A 21111-nucleotide genomic window follows, 5' to 3' on the forward strand; every position below is an offset into this window, starting at 1 on the left:
TTTATTCAAATACCTTTCCTCTCACTTCACTTACATAACCATTTTTAAATGCATCTGCATCCATTTTCTTTTTTCCTTCCATCTGCAGTTCATAAATCTTTAAGATACCGCCAATACAGGCAACTTCAAGTGCATGATCTTTAAAACCAATGACTTCTCCTGCTTTTTGTGTAACTTCACAAACCTGTTTACGCACTTTATGGAATTTAATACGTTTTCCATCTAATACACCATATGCAATTGGCCAGTCAATCAAAGCACGAATATGGTCGTAGATTTTATGAATATCTTCAGAGGCAAAATGTACTTCTTCCTCTTCTTTTGTGATGTTATTACCAATGGTTACTTTTGATTCGTCTTGTTCAACACCAGGAAGCTTTCCATCAATATAATCTTGCAGATTGTCTTTTAGCAATTGACATGCTGCATGGTTTAAACGAACAGATAATTCCTGTTGTGTTTCATCTTCCCCAATTGGCAATTCCACCTGAGCATATACTTTACCTGCATCCATTTTTTGAATCATCTGCATCAAAGAAACACCAGTCTTTGTTTCAGATGCCATGATTGCATGATGAATTGGTGCACCACCTCTAAACTTTGGCAGTAAAGAAGGATGAATGTTAATACAGCCATATTTTGGATAGTTCAAAATCGTACCTGGCACAAACTGACCATATGCACATGTAATAATGAGTTCTGGTTCATATGCAAATACTGCATCAACTTCTTTTGAAAGTTTTTCTGGCTGAATACATGGGATATTATGTTCAATACATAATGCATGTACTGGTGTTGGTGTGATCACATGTTTTCTTCCAACGGGACGATCTGGCTGGGAAACACACGCAACAACATTACAATTTAAATCTATTAATGTCTGTAAAATGGAGACCGCAAATTCTGGCGTTCCAAAAAATATAATTCTAGTCTTGTTCATAGGTACCTCCTACTGTCGTATAATTATACAGTAAACGGATAACTATTTCATTGCATTTTTATACTTGATTTGTTATAATCACTTCTGCTAAAAGAAGGATGGAGGTGTTCTCATGGCAAATATCAAGTCACAGAAGAAACGTGCATTGACTAACCTTAAGAGACAGAATGCCAAAGCTGGTCAGAAGAGTGAACTCAAGACAGCTATTAAGAAGGTTCTTGTTGCTGTAGAAGCAGGAAACAAGGAAGAAGCTGTTAAGGCATATAACGTTGCTAACAAGGCTCTTGATAAGGCAATCGTATCTTCTATTAAGAAGAAGAACTACGTAGCTCGTCAGAAGTCTAGACTCGCTAAGGCAGTAAATTCAATCGCTTAATGAATTGCATAAAAAAAGGCTTCAATCGAAGTCTTTTTTTCATTGTTTTAAGAATTCCTTGAAGATAAGGAATTTTTTTTGTATAGAAGCATCCGATCTTCCAGAAGATCTTTCAAGAATTGTTTTATATTTTTCATATTGCTTTTGACAGTATGCAATATAATCATCTTCATTTTTCTGCATCAATACAGGTCCTAACAGAATTTCTTCTTCTGTATAGGAAGGATGATATTCACATGTAAAGCTCATAATGACATAGTCATGATTTCTTTCATGAACATATCTTTCTTCAACAATTGTAAAATTGTGAGAAGAAATCCATTTTCTCATTTCATCTGGATCACGATTGATTTCTAGAATAATCTGCTTGAAAGAAGGTAGGCGATGCATCGCCGCATCCAGAATACCACACGCAGTTAAATATCCCATTCCCGCTATTACTGCAACTTCACTATCAGCAGGAACATGTTCAAATCCATTGGATAAAATCGTTTGAATCAAAGAGGAATAGTGATACTTTTCAATATTTGTCTTTGCAGAAGCTAAAGGTCCTTCCGCAATATCACAAGCATACACTTTAGTAGATTTGTTATTTTGTACAAGCAGAATAGGTAAGAGAGCATGGTCTGTACCAATATCTGCTACTACCATGCCCTCTTTTACCATATCCGCAATTGTTTCAATACGGGTATTTTTCATTATTTATCAAAGAAATCCTTTAATCTCTTGCTTCTTGTTGGATGTTTTAACTTACGCAAAGCTTTTGCTTCGATCTGACGAATACGTTCACGTGTAACGTTAAACTCTTTACCAACTTCTTCCAGTGTTCTAGTACGTCCATCGTATAAACCAAAACGCAGACGAAGTACTTTTTCTTCTCTTTCTGTTAAACCAGAAAGAACTGCATTGATTTCATCTTTTAACAGCTGATTACTTGCATACTGATCAGGACTCATTGCATCCTTATCTTCAATGAAGTCACCTAAGTGAGAATCATCTTCTTCACCAATTGGTGTTTCCAAAGAAACAGGTTCTAAGGCAATCTTCTGAATTTCTCTGACCTTTTCTGCAGAAATACCATCCATCTTCGCAGCGATTTCTTCTGCTGTTGGATCACGTCCTAATTCCTGTACTAACTGACGCTGGATACGTGTTAATTTATTGATTGTTTCAACCATATGAACAGGAATACGAATTGTACGTGCCTGATCAGCAATGGCACGCGTAATTGCCTGTCTGATCCACCATGTTGCGTATGTAGAGAATTTAAATCCCTTCGTATAGTCAAACTTTTCAACTGCCTTTACAAGACCCATATTACCTTCCTGGATCAAATCCAAAAACAGCATGCCTCTACCAACATATTTTTTAGCAATAGATACAACAAGTCTGAGGTTAGAAGTAATCAGGATATTTCTTGCTTCTTCATCGCCTTCTTCAATTCTCTTTGCGATTTCTGGTTCATCTTCAGGTTTTAATAGAGGAACTCTACCAATTTCCTTCAGATACATTTTTACTGGATCGTTCAGTTGAACCTGTGTATTTCCATGCATTACTGCACGAGAAATCTGATCAATTGTACGAATATCTACATCAGCCTTTGGATGTTCATCATCGTCATCATCAACATCGTCAGTATCATTACCAAGTAAATCTGCTTCCATTTCATCCTGGATATCTTCATCTTCAGAGATATCGATATTTTCATTTCTGAACCAGTCCCACAGGCTATCAAGATCATCGTCATTCATATCCAGCTTTTCTAATGAAGCCATGATATCTTTCTGATAAATCATTCCTTCTTCAGCATAAATCTTTTTATAATCTTCTTTCAATTCATCCAGTGTCTTTACTTGGGAATTGCCGCCTTTGCCTTTTGTACCTTCGATCTTCTTTTCTTCTTTTTTCGTTTTCTTAGCATCTGTCTTCTTTACAGAGGCCTTTTTTGTCTGTGTTGTTTCTTCTTCATTTTCACTCATTGCTGCTGTTTTGGTTTTCTTCATTTAATAATCTCCTCTGTTCTTTTAGACACTCGTTATATTTATTGATTAACAAGCTTAAACTTTCCCCATTCAGTGCGTGATTGATCTGCTGTTTGAGTTGCGCAGACTGCATTGACAATACTGCCATTTTGATCTTACGTACAGCACCTTTCATCTTTTCTTCGTCAAATGCCTGATCATAGTCATCTCTTGTCACAAGCCTTGTAACTAGATTTCTGCTGGCTTGATCACTTGATGCATCAATCAGCACTTGAATATCACATTTTCCTCTTTCGCGAGAAATATCTAATATCGTTAATGCAAGCTTCGAATATGTATCTTCAATTAAATACCCAAGATCATTTTCAAATATCTGTGTTGCCTGATAGGATTTCAGCATCATGCTTAATATCATTTCTTCAGCATCTTTTGTTCCATCTGGAACAACAAGACGAATCGAAGGCGTGACATTCTTTGTAACAGGTACATTGACATCAAAATCACTATGCAGTTTCGTTACTTCCTGAATTTTATCAATGAAATAAGAACGATCTGTGGAATCCGTTAATGTTTGAATATCTTCTTTTGCTTTTTGAATCAATTCTTTTTTTTCTGAATAACTATTTAAATTTGTATTTTCAACTAGATAGTTGTAAAGAAACTCAACCCATGTAATCGGTGTTTTTACAAGATTGATCAATCCTTCATTTCCATACATTCGTATGATTTCATCTGGATCTTTCCCCGTCTTGTTTAATACAATTCCAACCTGTGCTCCTAAAGATAAAGCAAGCTTACATGCTTTATAGGTAGCTGATTGACCTGCATGGTCACCATCGTAACAAAAGATGAGTTTTGTACTGCATCTTTTCAACAATGATAACTGATGCTGCGTACATGCGGTTCCTAATGTACATACCGCATTTTTTATTCCAGCCTTATAAAAAGCAATAACATCCGTAACACCTTCACATAGATAGATACATTTATTTCTGCGTGCTTCGTTTTTGGCACGATGCAGATTATAAACAATATCACCCTTTGTAAAGATATCTGTCTGGTTTGTATTGATGTATTTGCTAGGATTGTCTGGATCCATTGTACGCGCTGAAAAACCAATTGGATTTCCATTCATATCATGAATTGGAAACGTGATTCTTTCTGCATATACATCAAACAAGCCATTTTCATTGACTCTGGATACATTTGAAGAAACAAGATCTTTTTCTTCAAATCCTTTTGCCCTTAGAAACTTTGTCACTGAAGTACGATCTGGATCATATCCAATCTGAAATTCTTTTCTTGTTTCAGCATCAATGCCTCTTTTTTCAAGATACTCTTTTGCGTGAAGCGCAACACTTGTATCTAATTGATACATCGTATAATTGATTGTCTCATTTAAAACGTTATACAACGCTTTCTTATGAGGATCAACTTCAGCTTTACTGACTGCCGGTTTAGAAGAAAGGTGGAATCCCGTCAGTTCGGCAACTTTTTCAACTGCCTCAACAAACGATACTTTTTCAAAGTTTTGAACAAATGTGAATACATTTCCACCATTTCCACAAACAAAGCATTTATAGATTTGCTTATCAGGCGAAATTGACATAGAAGGATCATGGTCATTATGAAACGGACAAATTGCTTTATATCCTTTTCCACTTCTTTGAACAGGAATGTAATGTGAAATCACATTAACAATATCTGCTTGATTTCTTAATGCATCAATTTCTTCTTGTTCAATCCTCGCCATCAATATCCTTTCCTTAGAAACGGATTTCGTCTAAGATCTTAGATCTTACTTTTTCAACAGAAAGTCTTTCCTGTTCCATTGTGTCACGATTTCTAATTGTGACTGTTCCGTCTTCTAATGTCTGATCATCAACTGTAATACAGTATGGTGTACCAACTTCATCCATTCTTCTATATCTCTTGCCAATACTTCCAGCATCATCATAAGCAACTGCGAAATCATAAGATAAGGACTTATAGATTTCCTGTGCCTTTTCAGAATGTGCCTTCTTCTTTAATGGAAGAACAGCAGCCTTAATAGGTGCAAGCACTGGATGGAAATGCATTACAATTCTTGTATCGCCATTTTCCAATGTTTCTTCATCATACGCATCTGTAAAGAACATGAAGAATAAACGTTCAACACCTACTGCTGGTTCAACAACATATGGAAGGAACTTTTCATTTGTTGTTGGATCAAGATATGTAAGATCCTTTCCAGAAGTATTCTGATGCTGCGTCAAATCGTAGTTTGTACGATCTGCGATACCCCAAAGTTCTCCCCAGCCCCATGGGAATTTATATTCAATATCTGTAGTACCCTTAGAATAGAAAGATAATTCTTCCTTTTCATGATCTCTGAAACGAAGGTTTTCCTTGTTTCCACCAAGAGAGAGGATCCAATCCATACAGAACTGTCTCCAGTAACTGAACCAGCCGCTTCCATCTTCTCTCATATCTGTTCCAGGTTCACAGAAGAATTCCATTTCCATCTGTTCAAATTCACGTGTTCTGAAAATGAAGTTACCTGGAGTGATTTCATTTCTGAATGACTTGCCAATCTGGCCAATTCCAAATGGAAGCTTCTTTCTATATGCACGCTGTACATTCTTGAACTGAACAAACATACCCTGTGCTGTTTCAGGTCTTAAGTAGATTGTATTTTTAGCATCTTCTAAAGTACCCTGGAATGTTTTAAACATTAAGTTAAACTGACGAATTGGTGTAAAGTCGTGTCCACCGCAGTCAGGACATGGAATGTTATTGTCATGAATGAACTGTTCCATTTTTTCATTAGACCAGCCTTCACAGCTAACCTTTCCTTCGCTCCAGTTTTCAATCAGCTGATCAGCTCTATGTCTAGTCTTACACTGTTTGCAATCCATTAAAGGATCTGAGAAACCTTTTAAATGTCCGCTTGCTTCCCAAACCTTTGGATTCATTAAAATAGCAGCCTGAATTTCTACATTGTTAGGATCTTCCTGAATGAACTTCTTCTGCCAGGCTTTTTTGATATTGTCCTTTAGTGCAACGCCATACGGACCAAAATCCCATGTATTACTTAAGCCGCCATAAATTTCAGAACCCTGAAATACGAAACCAGTTGTTTTAGCATGGGATACGATTTTATCAAATGTTTTTTCCATAGTAGTGACAGTCCTCCCCTATTTTCACATATTCCACAATAATATAGCACTAATAAAAGGCTTATTCAATCGCAAAAAGTCTTTCGAATAAGCCAAAAGATGTAATTTTTATACCTGTATGAACCGTAATCATTTCTATAAACGTTTTCAAATCACGGTAAGAAACATGACATGATTTTATAATCACATCATAATTTCTGATTGATGCTTTACTTAACAGACGAAATCTTTTTAAATCTGATAAATCTGTGCATGGAACATTCAGCAGCGAAGCACAGCTTTTACAAAGAAAGCCACCTTCTTTAATGGAAAGAGCTGAAACAAGCCTGCTGCCACAATGCACACACTCATCCACATCAGCCGCAATTCCAAAATACTTCATGATATCACTGCAGAACAATGTGAGAATCGTCAATACATCCCCGCCATTTTCTATACAGGCATAGCATTGATCAATACATGCATACACGTCCTTGTAATATTCACTTTCTTCGCCATTCATTACAAATTTATCTGCAATTTCCGCAATGATTGCACTTGCTGTCGATTTTTCCAGATCCATATGCATATTCTTATATGTCTTAATGGTGGATACATTTTTTAATGTGTACATCGTTCTGCCATCTTGATAGTCAATCAAACATTGCGCTTTTGTATATGGAATGACTCTGCCTGCATTTTTACTGGATGCTTTTCTTACACCATTAGCAACAAGAGAAATCTTTCCATATTCTTCTGAAAGAAAAGTCAGAATCACACTCGCATCTTTATAATCAATTTGTTTTAGAATGAATCCATGAAGAACATCATTCATCTTTTCCTGCACCGCCATAACCATACTCACTGATGAGATGATCATGGTTTCTCCATTCATCTTCTACACGAACAAACAATTCAAGATAAACTTTTCTTCCAAGAAGCTTTTCAATATCTTTTCTTGCTTCAACACCTATTCTTTTCAGCATTTTTCCCTGCTTGCCAATCATAATTGGTTTTTGAGAATCTTTTTCTACAAGAATCGTTGCCTGAATATAGCAGGCATCTTTTCTGAATTCTTTATTGTCGATCTTGACTGCTGCCGCGTGCGGAATTTCTTCACGTGTAAAGTCTAAAATTTTTTCACGGATCATTTCCGCAATTCTAAAGTTTTCTGCACCATCTGATACAATTTCTTCAGGATACAACAATCCACCTTCTGGCAAATACTTCTTTGTCGTATTGATCAGATCAAGGAAGGAACGATTATATTTCGCACTCATTGGGAAGAATTCCGCAAATTCATATCGCTTTTGCCAGGATACTAAATTCTTCATGATGTCTCTATCATCCATCTTGTCAATTTTATTTAGAATCAGAAAAACAGGAAGTCCTGCATTTTTCACTGCTCCTAAAACAAATTCATCACCTTTACCAAAAGGAACAGAACCATCTACTACCAGATAAATCACATCAACACCCAGCATAACATCAAATGCCTCTTTATTCATTCTTGCATCCAGACGTTGTGTCGGTTTATGAATACCTGGTGTATCTGTAAAAATAATCTGACAGTCTTCTCTTGTTAAAATACCTCTGATCTCACTTCTTGTTGTCTGTGGCTTTGAAGATACAATGGCCACCTTCTCTCCAACTAAAGCATTGATCAATGTACTTTTTCCCGCATTTGGTCTTCCTGCTAATCCAACAAATCCACTCTTCACGTTTTCAACTCACTTTCTAGAAATGATCGGATCTAAGATCTGATCTTGTAAAGCAAACATTACTTTTTCATCTTCTTCACACATATGATCATAGCCTAAACAGTGCAGCATTCCATGTGTAAACAAGAATCCCATTTCTCTATCATAGGAATGACCATATTCTTTTGCCTGCTTCTTGCAGTAATTGATATTAATAAAAATATCACCGAGATCTTTTTCCTCTTCACTGATGAAATCATCTTCATCATCGCGAATGGCAAATGAAATCACATCTGTAGGACGATCTACATTTCTATAATCTCGATTGATTTTATGAATTGTCTGAGAACGTACAAACGTTACAGATAATTCATAATCTTCTGGTAATTCTAATATTTTTTCTGCGCTTTTTGCTATTTTCTGAAACAAAGATGCATATACACTAACATCCTGGTTTGTTCGATTAATTAATGTAATTTCCATATAAGCTACCTCTTGCAAATATTATACATGTAAATTGTTCATTGTGAAATTGCAACAAAATGTAAATTTTATGTTGGAAGATAATAAAGTTTTGGTAAAATTAATATGTTTCATATCGTCAGGAGGGAATATGACTTTAGGATCAATCAGCTGGAACATGATCTTAGGCGGATTTGGCTTATTTATGTTCGGCATAACCTTTATGGGAGATGGTCTAAAAGCTGTCGCTGGAGACAAGCTTAGAGAATACATCGACAAATATACTTCGAGTACATTTTCGGGCATCATCATTGGTGTGTTGCTTACAATATTATTGCAGTCATCATCTGCAACCACAGCAATTGTCATTGGTCTAGTACGTGCTGGACTGATGTCATTAGATCAGGCTGCTGGTGTAGTTCTGGGTGCGAATATTGGTACGACAATTACTTCATTCTTGATTTCTATCAGCTTGGATAAATATGCATTGTATATCGTTTTCCTAGGAGCATTGTTTATATGCTTTGGTGGAAAACAAAAGACAAAGTACTATGGAAATGTCATTCTTGGATTTGGATTAATTTTCTATGGTATGGATGCAATGGGTACTGCCTTAGCAGAATTGAAACAATTACCACAGTTTACAAGTTTTGCATTAAGCATGGCAAGTAATCCTCTGCTTGGATTCTTAGCTGGCATATTGATTACAGCTGCACTGCAGTCTTCTGCAGCAACAATTGGTGTAATTCAGAAATTATACAATGCTGGAGCTGTTTCCTTAGGTGCATCGATTCCATTTATGCTAGGTGCGAATATCGGAACAACAATGACTGGTATTCTTGCTTCTATTGGTGGAAGTACCGCAGGAAAAAGAACAGCTGCAATGCATACGATCATGAATGTGATTGGCGGTGTGATTGGACTGGCGTGTCTAGTACCGTATACAGGTTTTATTTCTTCCGTCTTTGGCAGTCTGAATCCTATGATGCAGATTGCGATGGCAAATATTATATTTAAAACAGTTACTACATTGATCTTTGTTCCATTTGTGAAACAGCTTGTCGCAATTGTTAGAAAGATCGTTCCTGGCAAAGAACCAGAACTTATGGAAATTGATATTGATGAATTAGATACAAATGTTGCTTCTGTATTACCTTCCTTTGCTTTAATTCAGGCACAGCAGGCAATCTTGAAAATGAGTGATGTCGTAAAAGAAGATGTCAATCAGACACGTATCTTCATGAATGAAAAAGGCAGTGAAGAAGATCTTGAAATGCTGAAAAGAAATGAAGCAATGTGCAATAAGTTCGACAAGAAGATTACAGAATATCTCATTCAATTATCTGTTCAGCCAAACCTGACAGAACAAGACATCTTAGAAAACCGTCTTTATCTTGATACAACAAAGAACCTTGAAAGACTTGGCGATCTTGCAATGAATCTTGTAGAGTTCTATAACATGGTTTACTCTGATGATCATGTATTCTCAGACTTAGCAATGAAAGACATGAATGCCATGTATCAGCAGTTCATTGAAATGTTTGATCTGACAATTGAAATCTTTGTTACAAAAAATCAGGTTGCCTATGGCAGACTCATTGAAATGGAAGATGTCATGGATAAATTAGAATATGATGCTAGAGAAGCACATTTTGTACGTATGAGTAATCATACATGTACTTCTCCAATCGCAGAGAGTGTCTATTGCGATATTCTAGGTACTTTGGAGCGTATGGGTGATCATTGCTGCAATATTGCAAGATCTTCTGTTACAAGCCAGACAAAAGTGATTCAACCAGATATTATCTAAAAAAGATTGAGAAATTTCTCAATCTTTTTTGATGGATTCGTAACGTTCAATAATTTTTTGAACAAGTGGATGTCTGACAACATCGTCACTGGATAAATGCAGAATCGCAATGTCATCAATCCCTTTTAAAATAGCACTTGCTTCTTCTAGACCACTCTTGATTTTATGTTCAAGATCAATCTGCGTAATATCACCAGTAATAATCATTTTGGAATTAAACCCAAGACGTGTCAGGAACATTTTCATTTGTGATGTGGTTGTATTTTGTGCTTCATCTAGAATGACATAACAATCATCTAATGTTCTACCTCTCATGTAAGCAAGTGGAGCAATTTCAATCGTTCCTTTTTCAATCAATACTTCTGTCTTTTCATTTCCAAGACACACACGTAAAGCATCATATAAAGGTGTTAAATATGGATCCACTTTCTCTTTGAGATCTCCTGGAAGGAATCCAAGATTTTCACCTGCTTCTACTGCAGGACGCGTCAATACAATACGTTTGACATCTCCTTTTTTCAAAGCAGTGACCGCCTGAATGACAGCTAAGTACGTTTTTCCTGTACCTGCAGGTCCAATCGCAAATACAATCGGCTTCTCCTGCATTGCCTTTACAAATGCAAGCTGCCCTTTTGTTTTTGGCATAATTGCTTTTCCTGCAAGTGTTCTGCCAACAACATGCTGATTCATATCTTCAAGATTGATATCTTCATTTCTCGTTACTAAACGATAAATATAGATCACATCCTGTTCACTGATATTCTTTCCATTTTCCGCTTTTTCTAATAATTTAGCTGCCACACGCGCAATATTCATTTTTGTGACTTCATCACAATCCTGGATCATCAGCTTCTCATCACGGAATGAGATTCTCTTCCCGCAGCATTGAGACAATACTTTTAAATTCGCATCATTTACTCCACAGAATGAAATATATGTTGCTTCCTGCAATCCAGAAAATTCTATTACTTCACTATTCAAACTAAATCTCCTTCATTTCTTTATATGATTATATCAACTTTCAACTATTTCACAAAAAAAAGATGAGTTCTACCTCATCTCTTACTTACCTCTTCTTCTAGCCTTACGAGCTGCTTCACTCTTAAGCTTTCTCTTGATTCCAGGTTTTACATAGTATTCTCTCTTACGAGCTTCTGCTAATGTACCATTACGGCTAACCTGACGCTTGAAGCGGCGTAATGCATCATCTAGATTTTCATTTTCTTTTACGACTACTCTTGCCATTGTTACTCACCGCCTTTCTCATCCGAGCTCATCTATAATACCAAATTCAATCCCTTTTTGCAAACTTATTTTTTGAAATCTTTTAATGTTGTCTCTTGCTGATAGCCAAGGCCATTCTTACGCATGATGAGATACGCTGCCGATATAACAATCACTGTAATGATCCAGCTGATTGGATACGCAAGCATCAATGTTGTAAAACTTCTATGGAAAGCAAAATATGTAAAGATATATACAATTCTAACACCACAGATACATACAAGTGCAATTAGTGCAGGTGTCAGAGATTCTCCATATCCTCTCATTGCACCAGAAATAATATCAATGGTTCCATTAATTACTTCAAATGACAAAATCCAAAATAATCTTTGATAGCCAAAGGCAATGACATTTGGATCAGAATTAAATAAGCGAAGCAGCTGCTTTCCAAATATAATAATTAAAAAGGACACAGTTCCACCAACGATCCAGCTTTCTACCAGGCTGATCATTAGTGTTTTATGACATCTTTCTGGCTGATTTGCCCCAAAGTTCTGTCCGATAATCGTCGTACATGCCTGTGAGAAGCTATTGACTACAAAGTATCCAATAATTTCAAGATTTCCTGCTGCTGAGCTTCCCGCAACAACATCTGTTCCAAGGGAGTTGACCGCAGACTGAATTAGAATATTAGAAATTGAAAACACCATTCCCTGCAAGCCAGCTGGTAAACCGATTTGAAGCATTTCCTTTAATAGATCAGCATGAATACGAAAGCGCTGCTTTTCAATTGTTAAAGGTGTTTTTCCTTTCAAAAGGAAGGCAAACAGCAGCATAGATGAAATACCATTGGAAATCACAGTTGCTAAAGCTACACCATTGACTGTCATACCAATCACAATAACAAAGAATAAATTTAAAATGACATTGACAATACCTGAAATAATCAGACACATCAAAGGTGTTTTTGTATCCCCTTGTGATTGAAAGATTGCTGCTTCAAAGTTATATAGAAATATAACAGGCATGCCACAAAGATACACACGCAGATACAATACTGCCATATCTAAGCAATCATCTGGAACAGACATCATCTCTAGTGTTATTCTTGCGATACATTGTCCAAGCACTAAAATAAAGAAACCAGAAATAACAGCAACAAGAATTGCTGTATGTGCTGCATTCTCTGCATTTTCTTTATCTTTTCTGCCTGTATAGCGTGAGATTACAACATTGGCACCTAATGAGATACCCGTAAACATTGTAATCAGAATATTAACTACTGGAGCATTCGCTCCAACAGCTGCCATTGCTTCTTTTCCAACAAATTGTCCAACTACCGCAACATCAGCCGCATTAAACAACTGTTGAAGAATGCCTGATGCTGCTAACGGCAAAGCAATCATTAAAATCTTATCCCATAGTGATCCATGGGTCATATCAATCTTTTTCATAATACACTTGGATCAATCAATCCTTTACCCCTCGTTCAATTTCACAAATACAAAAGACATACAGTGATGTATGTCTATGTTGTTTACATTAATTTTGTACCTGCAGAAGTACCAATTCTTTCAGCACCTGCTTTAATCATTGCATCAAAGTCTTCTCTTGTTCTAACACCGCCACTTGCTTTCACTTTCACATGAGTTCCTTCTACAGCTTCCTTCATCAGCTTCACATCTGCTAATGTTGCGCCACCTGTAGAAAAGCCAGTAGATGTCTTAACAAAATCTGCACCTGCAGCTACAACATCTTTACATGCTCTTACCTTTTCTTCATCTGTAAGCAAACATGTTTCAATGATGACTTTCAGGCAATGTTCACCACAAGCTTCTTTGACAGCTTTGATTTCATTTGTTACATATTCATCATTGCCATCTTTGAGCTCTCCAATATTGAGTACCATGTCAATTTCATCTGCACCATTATTTAATGCATCTGTTGTTTCAAATACCTTTACAGCTGTTGTATTTGCGCCTAAAGGGAATCCAATGACGCAGGCAGCCTTGACATCTGTACCATTTAATTGTGGTTTTACAAATGGAATCCAGCATGGATTTACCATAACTGTAGCGAAGTCATATGCTTTTGCTTCATCTACAATTTTCTGAACCTGTGCTTTTGTAGATTCAGGTTTTAATAATGTATGATCAATATATTTACTTTTCTTCATTTATTTTTCCTCCTTTGCAAAGTAATATCTTTTCAAGACTTCATGAGTTATCGTGTCATCACCTTCATATGGAACTCTTCCAAATTCACGGTAGATGAATTTTTCATCTCCCTTTCCTAAGATAATGATCGTATCATTTACATCTGCCAGTTCAATTGCTTCACGAATCGCTGTAAAACGGTCCAGAATCATGACATAGTTTGTCTTTTCAATACCAGATGCAATTTCTTCAGCAATCTGATGTGGATCCTCATCACGTGGATCATCTTCTGTAAGAATGATCATATCGCAATACTTATCAAGGATTTTTCCAAAGATTGGGCGTTTGATCACATCTCTTTTACCAGCAGATCCAGTAATTGCGATAATTCTCTTTCCCTTTGGTGTAATTGCTGCAGCGTATTGACATACTTTTTCAATGCCATCTGGAGTATGTGCAAAGTCAATCAGAATGTTAAATGGCTGTCCATCAGATATTCTCTGCATTCTGCCTTCAATTTGAGATAGTTTTCTTAAATGTGGAAGCATATCACTGATTGGTAAACCCTTCATATTCAATGAAGCAATCACGGCTAATAAGTTATAGACATTAAATTTCGCAACAAGGTTTGTTTCCACTTCATATTCCATATTTGAAACTTTTAAAGTAAACTTTGTACGATCTTTTAACAATTGAATATTAGTTGCACGATAATCAGCATCATGATCAACCCCGTACGTTACAACTTTACATGGACAATCTTCTACAATTTTCAAACCATATGGATCATCTACATTTGTAACAGCGATAGCATCTTCTTTTAAATGATCAAACAGTTTTTTCTTGGCATTGAAGTAGTTTGCCATTGTGCCATGATAATCAAGATGATCATGCGTAAGATTTGTAAACATCGCTACATCAAAATCAATAGAATCAACTCTCCCCTGTTCAATACCAATGGAACTAGCTTCAAGAGAACATGCCTTCATTCCAGCATCTATCATATCTCTTAAAATACCATGTAGATCATCAATATTAGGTGTTGTTAATAAAGGTGGAAGCTTAACATTTCCATATTCAATGGAAATCGTTCCAATATATCCTGTTGGCTGAAATTCATTCAAGATATCTCGGATCATGCAGGAAATGGATGACTTTCCATTTGTACCTGTTACACCGAACATCAACAGCTTATGACTAGGATAACCATAGAAGGCATCTGCAACTTTATTAAATGCCTGTACTACATCTTTAACACGGATATATGTAATATCATCTCTCATATGAGAGATTGGATCTGAATAGATAATAACTTTTGCACCATTATCAATTGCCTGATCAATGAACTTATGTCCATCAAACATCATTCCCTTGACGCAGAAAAAGATTGCATCTGGTCTTTTCTTTCTGCTATCTGCCATCAGGCTTTTAATTTCAATATCTGGTACGTTTTCAAACAATTCCGTTAACTTCAAATCAATCACTGACCTTTCTAGCATACATTTGATGATCTTCATACCGTTCCAGTACAACAGTATATTTCTCACCATGTACTAATTCTTCTTCTATTTTTACAGGAATATATTCCGAAGTATGTCCCGTCGTATAACCATCTTTGACCCATTCCGCAATGATTTCAGCTCTTTCATTTACTTTTGAAAGCTGATATGCATCATACAGCTGTTCACTTAATGCAATACATTTTTTTGTACGAAGCTTTTTCACTTGTGGATCAATCTGACCATTCATTTTTGCGGCTGCTGTTCCTTCTCGCAATGAATACGGAAATACATGCAAAAATGAAAAGTGACATTTTTTCAAAAATTCATACGTCTCTAAAAATTCTTGTTCTGATTCCTGTGGAAAGCCGGTAATCAAATCTGTTGAAATCGATACACCTGGAATTTCCTTGCGAATCTTCTCTATTTTAGCATAATATTCTTCTGTATCGTATGGTCGATGCATACGTTTTAATACAGAATCACATCCAGACTGTAAAGGAATATGTAAGAATTTTGTCATCCTGTCATTCTCTTTCATCAATTGAATTAAATCATCACTGACTTCCGTAATTTCAATTGATGAAATACGAATACGCACATTTTCTGTTTCTATCAGAATACGTCGAATGATATCTGTTAATGTAATATTGTATTCTTTTCCATATCGTCCTGTATGAATGCCTGTCAAAACAATTTCTTTATATTTTTTACTTAATCTTTTTGCTTCCGCTATAACAAGATCAGGTTCCATGCTTCTTTCTCTTCCTCTTGCATATGGAATGATGCAATAGGAACAGAATTGATTACATCCATCCTGAATCTTTAAGTCACATCTTGCCTTTGAATCATGTACAGAAGATGTAAAAGAATCAAACGGAACATTTTCTAAAGAAGCAATATCTCTGTTTTTTTTATGATCCTTTAAATACTGTTCAATGTATTGTGGAAGCTTCTTTTTATTCGCACTTCCCACTAGAATATCTGCTTCTTCCAGCAATCCATCATTTACCTGAACGTAGCATCCAACTAACGCAGTGATTTCGTCTTCTTTGATACGTTTTGCCTGATGCAGAATCTTTCTGGATTTGGCGGCAGCAGTATTTGTTACTGCACACGTAAATACAATTGTAGCATCTGGCTGTTCATCGAAGGAAACTCTTGTGTGCCCATTGTTAGAAAGCATTTCACTGACTGCTTCTGCTTCAAATGCATTGACTTTGCATCCTAAATTAACGATTGCATATTTCATTTTCTATCCTCATACATTTCACTTAAAATACTGCATGCATACATTGCGGCTGTTTCTGCACGCAAGATACGTGAGCCTAGTGTAATGGAAGTAAACCCCATGGATTCCATTTCTTCCACTTCCTGATTAGAAAAACCACCTTCACATCCAATGACTACCGTAATGGATTGCTTGACTTTTGCACATTCACTTAAAAAACTTGCTTTTCCATAGGAATTTTCATAACAGGCATAGTTTGCCTGTGAGAGAAACTTATTCAGCTGTTTAAAAGGAACAATATCAGTCACTTCAGGAATGCAGTTTCTTTTACATTGTTCACTTGCTTCCTGTACAATTGCATTCCATCTTGTTTTCAACTTGTCAGCCTTTTCTTTTTTAGAACGCACAACACATCTGCTGCTTTCAAATGGAACAATTCTTTTTACACCTAATTCTGTTGCTTTCTGTAAAACAAGTTCAAATTTTTCCCTGCGAATCAAGGCAACAGCTAAAGTAACATCACAAAGAGATTCATGAATGTTATCGTCTTTTTCATAAACATGTGCAATAAATTCTTTGTCTTTTGTATATGCTTCCGCAAAATATGCCTGTCCTTGATAGACAAGTCTAACTTTTTCGTGATCAAGACGAACAACAGTTTTTGCATGATGTGCCTGTTCTTTTGTGAAAATATAATCTTCACCTACACGTAATGGTGTATCTACAAAATATTGCTGCATAGTTCAAAAAGGAAAACGAGATCAATCGTTTTCCTTATCCTCCTCTTCTTTTTGAATTTCTACCTTCACTTCAAGTACTTTTCTTTGATCTGCTTTTGTAATTGTAACATGAAGGTTTTTATAATCGAATTCTTCATTCACTTTTGGAATGTGATGTAATTCAGCGATTGCCCAGCCAGAAACAGTAATAAAGTCAAATTCTTCATCCTCTTCTTCTACACCAAATCGATCAATCAGATCATCAATTTCGGCATCGCCTTTTACCATCCAGGTATAGTCATCTACTTTTGTATAAAAATCTTCTACTACATCATGTTCATCCCAGATTTCGCCAACAAGTTCTTCAATGATATCTTCCAGTGTAATAATACCTTCTGTTCCACCATATTCATCTAGTACAACTGCCATATGTAATTTTGCAGCCTGTAATTGTTTCATACATGTAGAAATCTGTGTATTTGGAGATGTATAGATCACTGGCTTAATGATTCTACGAATTGGTCCCTTGTTGTTGTGATACATGAGTTCATAGAAATCTTTTTCATGAATGACACCAACAATATTATCAACCGTGTTTTCATAAACAGGCAATCTAGAAAAGGAATTAAAGCGGAATGCCTTTTCAATCTGTTCATGAGAGGATGCAATATTTACCGCAACGATATCAACACGTGGTGTTAATACGTCTTTCACATCTAAATCATTAAATTCAATCGCTGCAGAAATCAAATCACTTTCATGTTCTTCCAGGTTTCCGTCTTTTTCTGCTTCATCAACCATTGTAATCAATTCATCAGAAATATCTCCTTCATCCTGTTCAATATGAGCAAAATGATTTACAAGCCATGTCCAGCCTTTCAAGACAATTGTGAGTGGTGTGAAAACAAATTCAAAGAAATTCACTACACCTACCGTAGCACATGCAAACTTTTCAGGTGCCTGCTTAGCTAAGGATTTTGGAGCGATTTCACCAAACAGCAGTGTAATGACTGTAATCACAATTGTTGAAACTGTAGGACCTTTGCCACCTTTTAGAATCAATGAAAACAACAGCGTACTGATTGTCGCTGAAGCAATATTGACAATGTTATTACCAATCAATACAGAAGTTAAAAATTTATCAAAATCATCTAATATAACAAGAACACTGCTGGCTTTCGTTTTGCCATCATTTGCCATGTTTTTTAAACGAATTTTTGATGAACTAGAATATGCTGTCTCCGTCGCAGAAAACAGACCAGAAAATAAAGTCAAAATTACAATCGCAATAATATAGGTACTCATAAGGCAATGACCTCATTTCTTGTATGTATATTAAGCGGTATCGAAGAATCTTCCAAAATAATTACCTCTCTTTAAATATGTCAAGAATTATAGCATCTAACATGCTTTGAGTAAATATCAGCTAAAATGCATTTCCATGAACTTGCTGATCATCTACAAAGAATGAAAATGCAATCTGGATATCTCTTTCCCAGACTCTCCACTCATGATCTCCTTTTCCTAAGGACCACTTTGCTTCCATTCCAATTTCTTTCAAGAATGCCTTGAATGGTTCAATTTCATTCTTGAAGATAGAATCGTCTGTTCCACATGTAAATAACATCTCAGGAAGTTTTGATACATCAGCTTCCTTCATTTTTCTTCTTAGATTGTAATAAGAATCAAGATATGCATCTACAGAACCAACATTATGCATACAGTTATACAATCTCTGCTTAGAATGCATTACATCATTATTTGATATAACTTCATCTATTGATAAAGCATACAGCTTTTCTAATTCCTGTTTGTCATTTTCCATATCTGATGGCAGATAGGAAAGAATAGCAGCTTTTGCAAATAATTGTGGGTATTTTAATGCAAAATGCAATGTACCTTTGCCACCCATAGATAAACCTGCAATAAAGTTATCTTCTCTTTTATTAGAAGCAGGCAGCCAGTTGTATACAAGTGGCATCAGTTCATCAACAATATACTTTTCAGCATTTAATCCTAAAGTAAATGTTGGCCAGTCTTCATAATCCGCATTTGCAATACCAGGCATCACTACAATAAAATTCTTTTCACACGCATATGTCTCAATATTGCTTTTACGGATCCAGTCAGAATATCCGCCAAATGTTCCATGTAAAAGCCATAAAACACGATACTTTGCCTTATTTCCATAAAAGTCCTTACATGAAATATCTCTTGGTTTATCCGGAACAATGATATTTACATTCTGATTGCTTCCCATATATTCTGATTCAAAATCTAAAGTAATTAACGCCATACTTATTCTCCTTTTTTGTCAAACACCATTTCATCTACAAGTCTACATGCGATACGAACACAGTCTTCACATTCACAAAGAACATTTCCTGTTTCAATACCTTTAATATCTCTACAGCGTAATGCACCAACATTCTTTTCAAATGTTTTTAATAAATTTCGTATTTTTGGATATGTCGATGCCTTAGAATCAGGATGATCTAAATGACATGTTGATGACATAACTGACTGGATCATGCATGCAGCATTTAATGCACCACAGGTACCAAGCGTACAGCCTAGACCTGAACCAAAGCCTTCTGATAAAGCAAACAGTTGCTTTTCATCCATTCTCAATTCTTCTGCATATGCACATAAAACAGCCTGTGCACAATTATATCCACTATTTCTTTTAATTACCGCAATATCTTCATGTTTCATACTAACCTCAAATTGAAAAAGGCTGTTGATTCAACAGCCTGTAATATTAGTTTCTTGTGAAAAAGCTTGGAATGATATTATCATCATCGTCGCTTGATTCTCCACCAAAGGAAATATCATCGTCATCACTGGAAGCAACAACGCCAGATACAGGAGCACTGTTAATTACAGGACTCTTTTCTGCTGCTGGTCCATCACTAGGAATAGATTCAGGCTTTGGTAAATCAAAACCAGTAGCGATAACAGATACGATGCAGGAATCACCAATCTTATCATTGATAGCTACACCGAAGATAATATCAATATCATTACCTGCAGCATTTCTAATGAATTCTACAGCTTCACTGGCATCATAGGCACTCATTGTTGCACCACCTGTAACGTTGATGATTGCACTCTTAGCACCCTTGATCTGTGCTTCAAGCAATGGAGACTGAATTGCTCTTTCAGCAGCTTCAGAAGCCTTGTTATCACCTTCAGCCATACCAATTCCGAATAATGCAGAACCCTGACCTTCCATAACAGATTTAATATCTGCGAAGTCGAGGTTGATCATTGCTGGAACAGCAATCAAGTCTGTAATTGTCTGTACGCCCTGACGTAAGATATTATCAGCTTCCTTGAATGCATCTTCAAATGGAATATGACCGATAACTTCAAGAACCTTGTTATTGGAAATAATAATTAATGAGTCAACATATTCTTTTAACTGTTCAAGACCCTGTTCAGCCTGTACCATTCTCTTCTTACCTTCGAATGAGAAAGGCTTTGTTACGATACCAACAGTTAAGCATCCAAGTTCCTTGGCAACCTTAGCAAACATAGGAGCTGCACCAGTACCAGTACCGCCTCCCATACCAGCTGTAATGAAAACCATATCTGCGCCTTCCATTGCCTTACGGATATCATCTTCAGATTCAACTGCTGCCTTACGTCCATTATCTGGATTGCCGCCAGCACCCAAACCTTCTTTACCTAACTGAATTTTATTAGCAACTGGAGATACATCCAAAGCCTGCAAGTCAGTATTAGCTACATAGAATTCAACACCCTGAACACCATCAGCTACCATTCTATTTACTGCATTGCTTCCTGCACCACCAATTCCAAATACTTTAATTTTTGCAATTTGATTATATTCTAAATCTGCCATGTTCTTC

At 36.2% G+C, this 21111-nt stretch carries 21 protein-coding genes; 2 read left to right on the forward strand and 19 right to left on the reverse strand.

Annotated features, from left to right (window positions below; translation table 11 throughout):
• Position 1: 1 nt before the first annotated feature.
• Positions 2-940 carry a methionyl-tRNA formyltransferase gene (gene fmt, locus ACTND6_RS02255; RefSeq protein WP_441021611.1) on the reverse strand — a complete coding sequence of 313 codons (939 nt, stop codon included), beginning with the start codon at positions 938-940 and terminating at the stop codon, positions 2-4.
• Positions 941-1052: 112 nt separating this feature from the next.
• On the opposite strand from fmt, the gene rpsT reads away from it, so the two are divergent.
• Positions 1053-1316 (forward strand): 30S ribosomal protein S20, encoded by a 264-nt coding sequence (rpsT, locus tag ACTND6_RS02260; RefSeq protein ID WP_178175773.1) that lies wholly within the window; start codon positions 1053-1055, stop codon positions 1314-1316.
• Positions 1317-1355: 39 nt separating this feature from the next.
• Here rpsT and ACTND6_RS02265 read toward each other — a convergent pair whose 3' ends face one another.
• From ACTND6_RS02265 to ybeY, 7 genes are all read right to left on the reverse strand, one after another.
• Complete coding sequence (locus tag ACTND6_RS02265; protein WP_441021614.1) at positions 1356-2015, reverse strand: tRNA (adenine(22)-N(1))-methyltransferase; 660 nt, start codon at positions 2013-2015, stop codon at positions 1356-1358.
• Positions 2015-3319 (reverse strand): RNA polymerase sigma factor RpoD, encoded by a 1305-nt coding sequence (gene rpoD, locus ACTND6_RS02270; protein ID WP_441021615.1) that lies wholly within the window; start codon positions 3317-3319, stop codon positions 2015-2017. The genes ACTND6_RS02265 and rpoD overlap by 1 nt, the downstream gene beginning before the upstream one ends.
• Positions 3288-5051: a DNA primase gene (dnaG, locus tag ACTND6_RS02275; protein WP_441021617.1), complete on the reverse strand. Its 1764-nt coding sequence runs from the start codon at positions 5049-5051 to the stop codon at positions 3288-3290. Before dnaG ends, rpoD begins: the two co-directional genes overlap by 32 nt.
• 13 nt (positions 5052-5064) lie before the next feature.
• On the reverse strand, positions 5065-6456 hold the full coding sequence (locus ACTND6_RS02280) for a glycine--tRNA ligase (RefSeq protein WP_441021619.1): 1392 nt from the start codon (positions 6454-6456) through the stop codon (positions 5065-5067).
• 61 nt (positions 6457-6517) lie between these two features.
• Positions 6518-7315 carry a DNA repair protein RecO gene (recO, locus tag ACTND6_RS02285; protein ID WP_441021621.1) on the reverse strand — a complete coding sequence of 266 codons (798 nt, stop codon included), beginning with the start codon at positions 7313-7315 and terminating at the stop codon, positions 6518-6520.
• Positions 7263-8156: a GTPase Era gene (gene era, locus ACTND6_RS02290; RefSeq protein ID WP_441021623.1), complete on the reverse strand. Its 894-nt coding sequence runs from the start codon at positions 8154-8156 to the stop codon at positions 7263-7265. The genes recO and era overlap by 53 nt, the downstream gene beginning before the upstream one ends.
• A 9-nt stretch (positions 8157-8165) precedes the next feature.
• Positions 8166-8618, reverse strand: coding sequence for an rRNA maturation RNase YbeY (gene ybeY / locus ACTND6_RS02295; protein ID WP_178175780.1), 453 nt, complete (start codon positions 8616-8618; stop codon positions 8166-8168).
• Between the two features lie 130 nt (positions 8619-8748).
• Here ybeY and ACTND6_RS02300 point away from each other — a divergent pair, with 130 nt between their 5' ends.
• Entirely contained in the window at positions 8749-10407 is a 1659-nt protein-coding gene (locus tag ACTND6_RS02300; RefSeq protein ID WP_441021626.1) for a Na/Pi cotransporter family protein, read from the forward strand.
• Positions 10408-10425: 18 nt separating this feature from the next.
• Here ACTND6_RS02300 and ACTND6_RS02305 read toward each other — a convergent pair whose 3' ends face one another.
• The 11 genes from ACTND6_RS02305 to ftsZ form a co-directional block, all read right to left on the reverse strand.
• The gene (locus ACTND6_RS02305; protein WP_441021628.1) at positions 10426-11388 is read right to left on the reverse strand and encodes a PhoH family protein; all 963 of its coding nucleotides are present in this window, start codon (positions 11386-11388) and stop codon (positions 10426-10428) included.
• An 81-nt stretch (positions 11389-11469) separates the two neighbouring features.
• Positions 11470-11652 carry a 30S ribosomal protein S21 gene (gene rpsU / locus ACTND6_RS02310; RefSeq protein WP_178175782.1) on the reverse strand — a complete coding sequence of 61 codons (183 nt, stop codon included), beginning with the start codon at positions 11650-11652 and terminating at the stop codon, positions 11470-11472.
• Positions 11653-11717: 65 nt separating this feature from the next.
• The gene (locus ACTND6_RS02315; RefSeq protein WP_441021630.1) at positions 11718-13085 is read right to left on the reverse strand and encodes an MATE family efflux transporter; all 1368 of its coding nucleotides are present in this window, start codon (positions 13083-13085) and stop codon (positions 11718-11720) included.
• Between the two features lie 83 nt (positions 13086-13168).
• Positions 13169-13807, reverse strand: coding sequence for a deoxyribose-phosphate aldolase (gene deoC, locus ACTND6_RS02320; protein ID WP_178175783.1), 639 nt, complete (start codon positions 13805-13807; stop codon positions 13169-13171).
• Positions 13808-15286 carry a UDP-N-acetylmuramoyl-L-alanyl-D-glutamate--2,6-diaminopimelate ligase gene (locus ACTND6_RS02325; protein ID WP_441021633.1) on the reverse strand — a complete coding sequence of 493 codons (1479 nt, stop codon included), beginning with the start codon at positions 15284-15286 and terminating at the stop codon, positions 13808-13810.
• Positions 15264-16538 (reverse strand): tRNA (N(6)-L-threonylcarbamoyladenosine(37)-C(2))-methylthiotransferase MtaB, encoded by a 1275-nt coding sequence (mtaB, locus tag ACTND6_RS02330; RefSeq protein ID WP_441021635.1) that lies wholly within the window; start codon positions 16536-16538, stop codon positions 15264-15266. The genes ACTND6_RS02325 and mtaB overlap by 23 nt, the downstream gene beginning before the upstream one ends.
• The gene (locus tag ACTND6_RS02335) at positions 16535-17257 is read right to left on the reverse strand and encodes an RsmE family RNA methyltransferase (protein ID WP_441021637.1); all 723 of its coding nucleotides are present in this window, start codon (positions 17255-17257) and stop codon (positions 16535-16537) included. The genes mtaB and ACTND6_RS02335 overlap by 4 nt, the downstream gene beginning before the upstream one ends.
• A 21-nt stretch (positions 17258-17278) precedes the next feature.
• Positions 17279-18541 (reverse strand): hemolysin family protein, encoded by a 1263-nt coding sequence (locus ACTND6_RS02340; RefSeq protein WP_441021639.1) that lies wholly within the window; start codon positions 18539-18541, stop codon positions 17279-17281.
• Positions 18542-18662: 121 nt separating this feature from the next.
• Positions 18663-19532, reverse strand: coding sequence for an alpha/beta hydrolase-fold protein (locus ACTND6_RS02345; RefSeq protein WP_178175787.1), 870 nt, complete (start codon positions 19530-19532; stop codon positions 18663-18665).
• 2 nt (positions 19533-19534) lie between these two features.
• Positions 19535-19951: a C-GCAxxG-C-C family protein gene (locus tag ACTND6_RS02350; RefSeq protein WP_441021641.1), complete on the reverse strand. Its 417-nt coding sequence runs from the start codon at positions 19949-19951 to the stop codon at positions 19535-19537.
• A 46-nt stretch (positions 19952-19997) separates the two neighbouring features.
• Positions 19998-21104: a cell division protein FtsZ gene (gene ftsZ / locus ACTND6_RS02355; RefSeq protein ID WP_178175789.1), complete on the reverse strand. Its 1107-nt coding sequence runs from the start codon at positions 21102-21104 to the stop codon at positions 19998-20000.
• Positions 21105-21111: the final 7 nt, after the last annotated feature.

It is taken from the genome of Bulleidia sp. HCP3S3_C9, assembly GCF_052064035.1.
In the GTDB taxonomy this organism is placed as follows: domain Bacteria; phylum Bacillota_I; class Bacilli_A; order Erysipelotrichales; family Erysipelotrichaceae; genus Bulleidia.

Excerpts from the sequence above, each read along its gene's own strand:
- fmt (WP_441021611.1), bottom strand. The coding sequence starts at position 940 with ATGAACAAGACTAGAATTATATTTTTTGGAACGCCAGAATTTGCGGTC.
- rpsT (WP_178175773.1), top strand. The coding sequence starts at position 1,053 with ATGGCAAATATCAAGTCACAGAAGAAACGTGCATTGACTAACCTTAAG.
- ACTND6_RS02265 (WP_441021614.1), bottom strand. The coding sequence starts at position 2,015 with ATGAAAAATACCCGTATTGAAACAATTGCGGATATGGTAAAAGAGGGC.
- rpoD (WP_441021615.1), bottom strand. The coding sequence starts at position 3,319 with ATGAAGAAAACCAAAACAGCAGCAATGAGTGAAAATGAAGAAGAAACA.
- dnaG (WP_441021617.1), bottom strand. The coding sequence starts at position 5,051 with ATGGCGAGGATTGAACAAGAAGAAATTGATGCATTAAGAAATCAAGCA.
- ACTND6_RS02280 (WP_441021619.1), bottom strand. The coding sequence starts at position 6,456 with ATGGAAAAAACATTTGATAAAATCGTATCCCATGCTAAAACAACTGGT.
- recO (WP_441021621.1), bottom strand. The coding sequence starts at position 7,315 with ATGATCATCTCATCAGTGAGTATGGTTATGGCGGTGCAGGAAAAGATG.
- ybeY (WP_178175780.1), bottom strand. The coding sequence starts at position 8,618 with ATGGAAATTACATTAATTAATCGAACAAACCAGGATGTTAGTGTATAT.
- ACTND6_RS02300 (WP_441021626.1), top strand. The coding sequence starts at position 8,749 with ATGACTTTAGGATCAATCAGCTGGAACATGATCTTAGGCGGATTTGGC.
- rpsU (WP_178175782.1), bottom strand. The coding sequence starts at position 11,652 with ATGGCAAGAGTAGTCGTAAAAGAAAATGAAAATCTAGATGATGCATTA.
- ACTND6_RS02315 (WP_441021630.1), bottom strand. The coding sequence starts at position 13,085 with ATGAAAAAGATTGATATGACCCATGGATCACTATGGGATAAGATTTTA.
- deoC (WP_178175783.1), bottom strand. The coding sequence starts at position 13,807 with ATGAAGAAAAGTAAATATATTGATCATACATTATTAAAACCTGAATCT.
- ACTND6_RS02325 (WP_441021633.1), bottom strand. The coding sequence starts at position 15,286 with ATGCTAGAAAGGTCAGTGATTGATTTGAAGTTAACGGAATTGTTTGAA.
- mtaB (WP_441021635.1), bottom strand. The coding sequence starts at position 16,538 with ATGAAATATGCAATCGTTAATTTAGGATGCAAAGTCAATGCATTTGAA.
- ACTND6_RS02335 (WP_441021637.1), bottom strand. The coding sequence starts at position 17,257 with ATGCAGCAATATTTTGTAGATACACCATTACGTGTAGGTGAAGATTAT.
- ACTND6_RS02340 (WP_441021639.1), bottom strand. The coding sequence starts at position 18,541 with ATGAGTACCTATATTATTGCGATTGTAATTTTGACTTTATTTTCTGGT.
- ACTND6_RS02345 (WP_178175787.1), bottom strand. The coding sequence starts at position 19,532 with ATGGCGTTAATTACTTTAGATTTTGAATCAGAATATATGGGAAGCAAT.
- ACTND6_RS02350 (WP_441021641.1), bottom strand. The coding sequence starts at position 19,951 with ATGAAACATGAAGATATTGCGGTAATTAAAAGAAATAGTGGATATAAT.
- ftsZ (WP_178175789.1), bottom strand. The coding sequence starts at position 21,104 with ATGGCAGATTTAGAATATAATCAAATTGCAAAAATTAAAGTATTTGGA.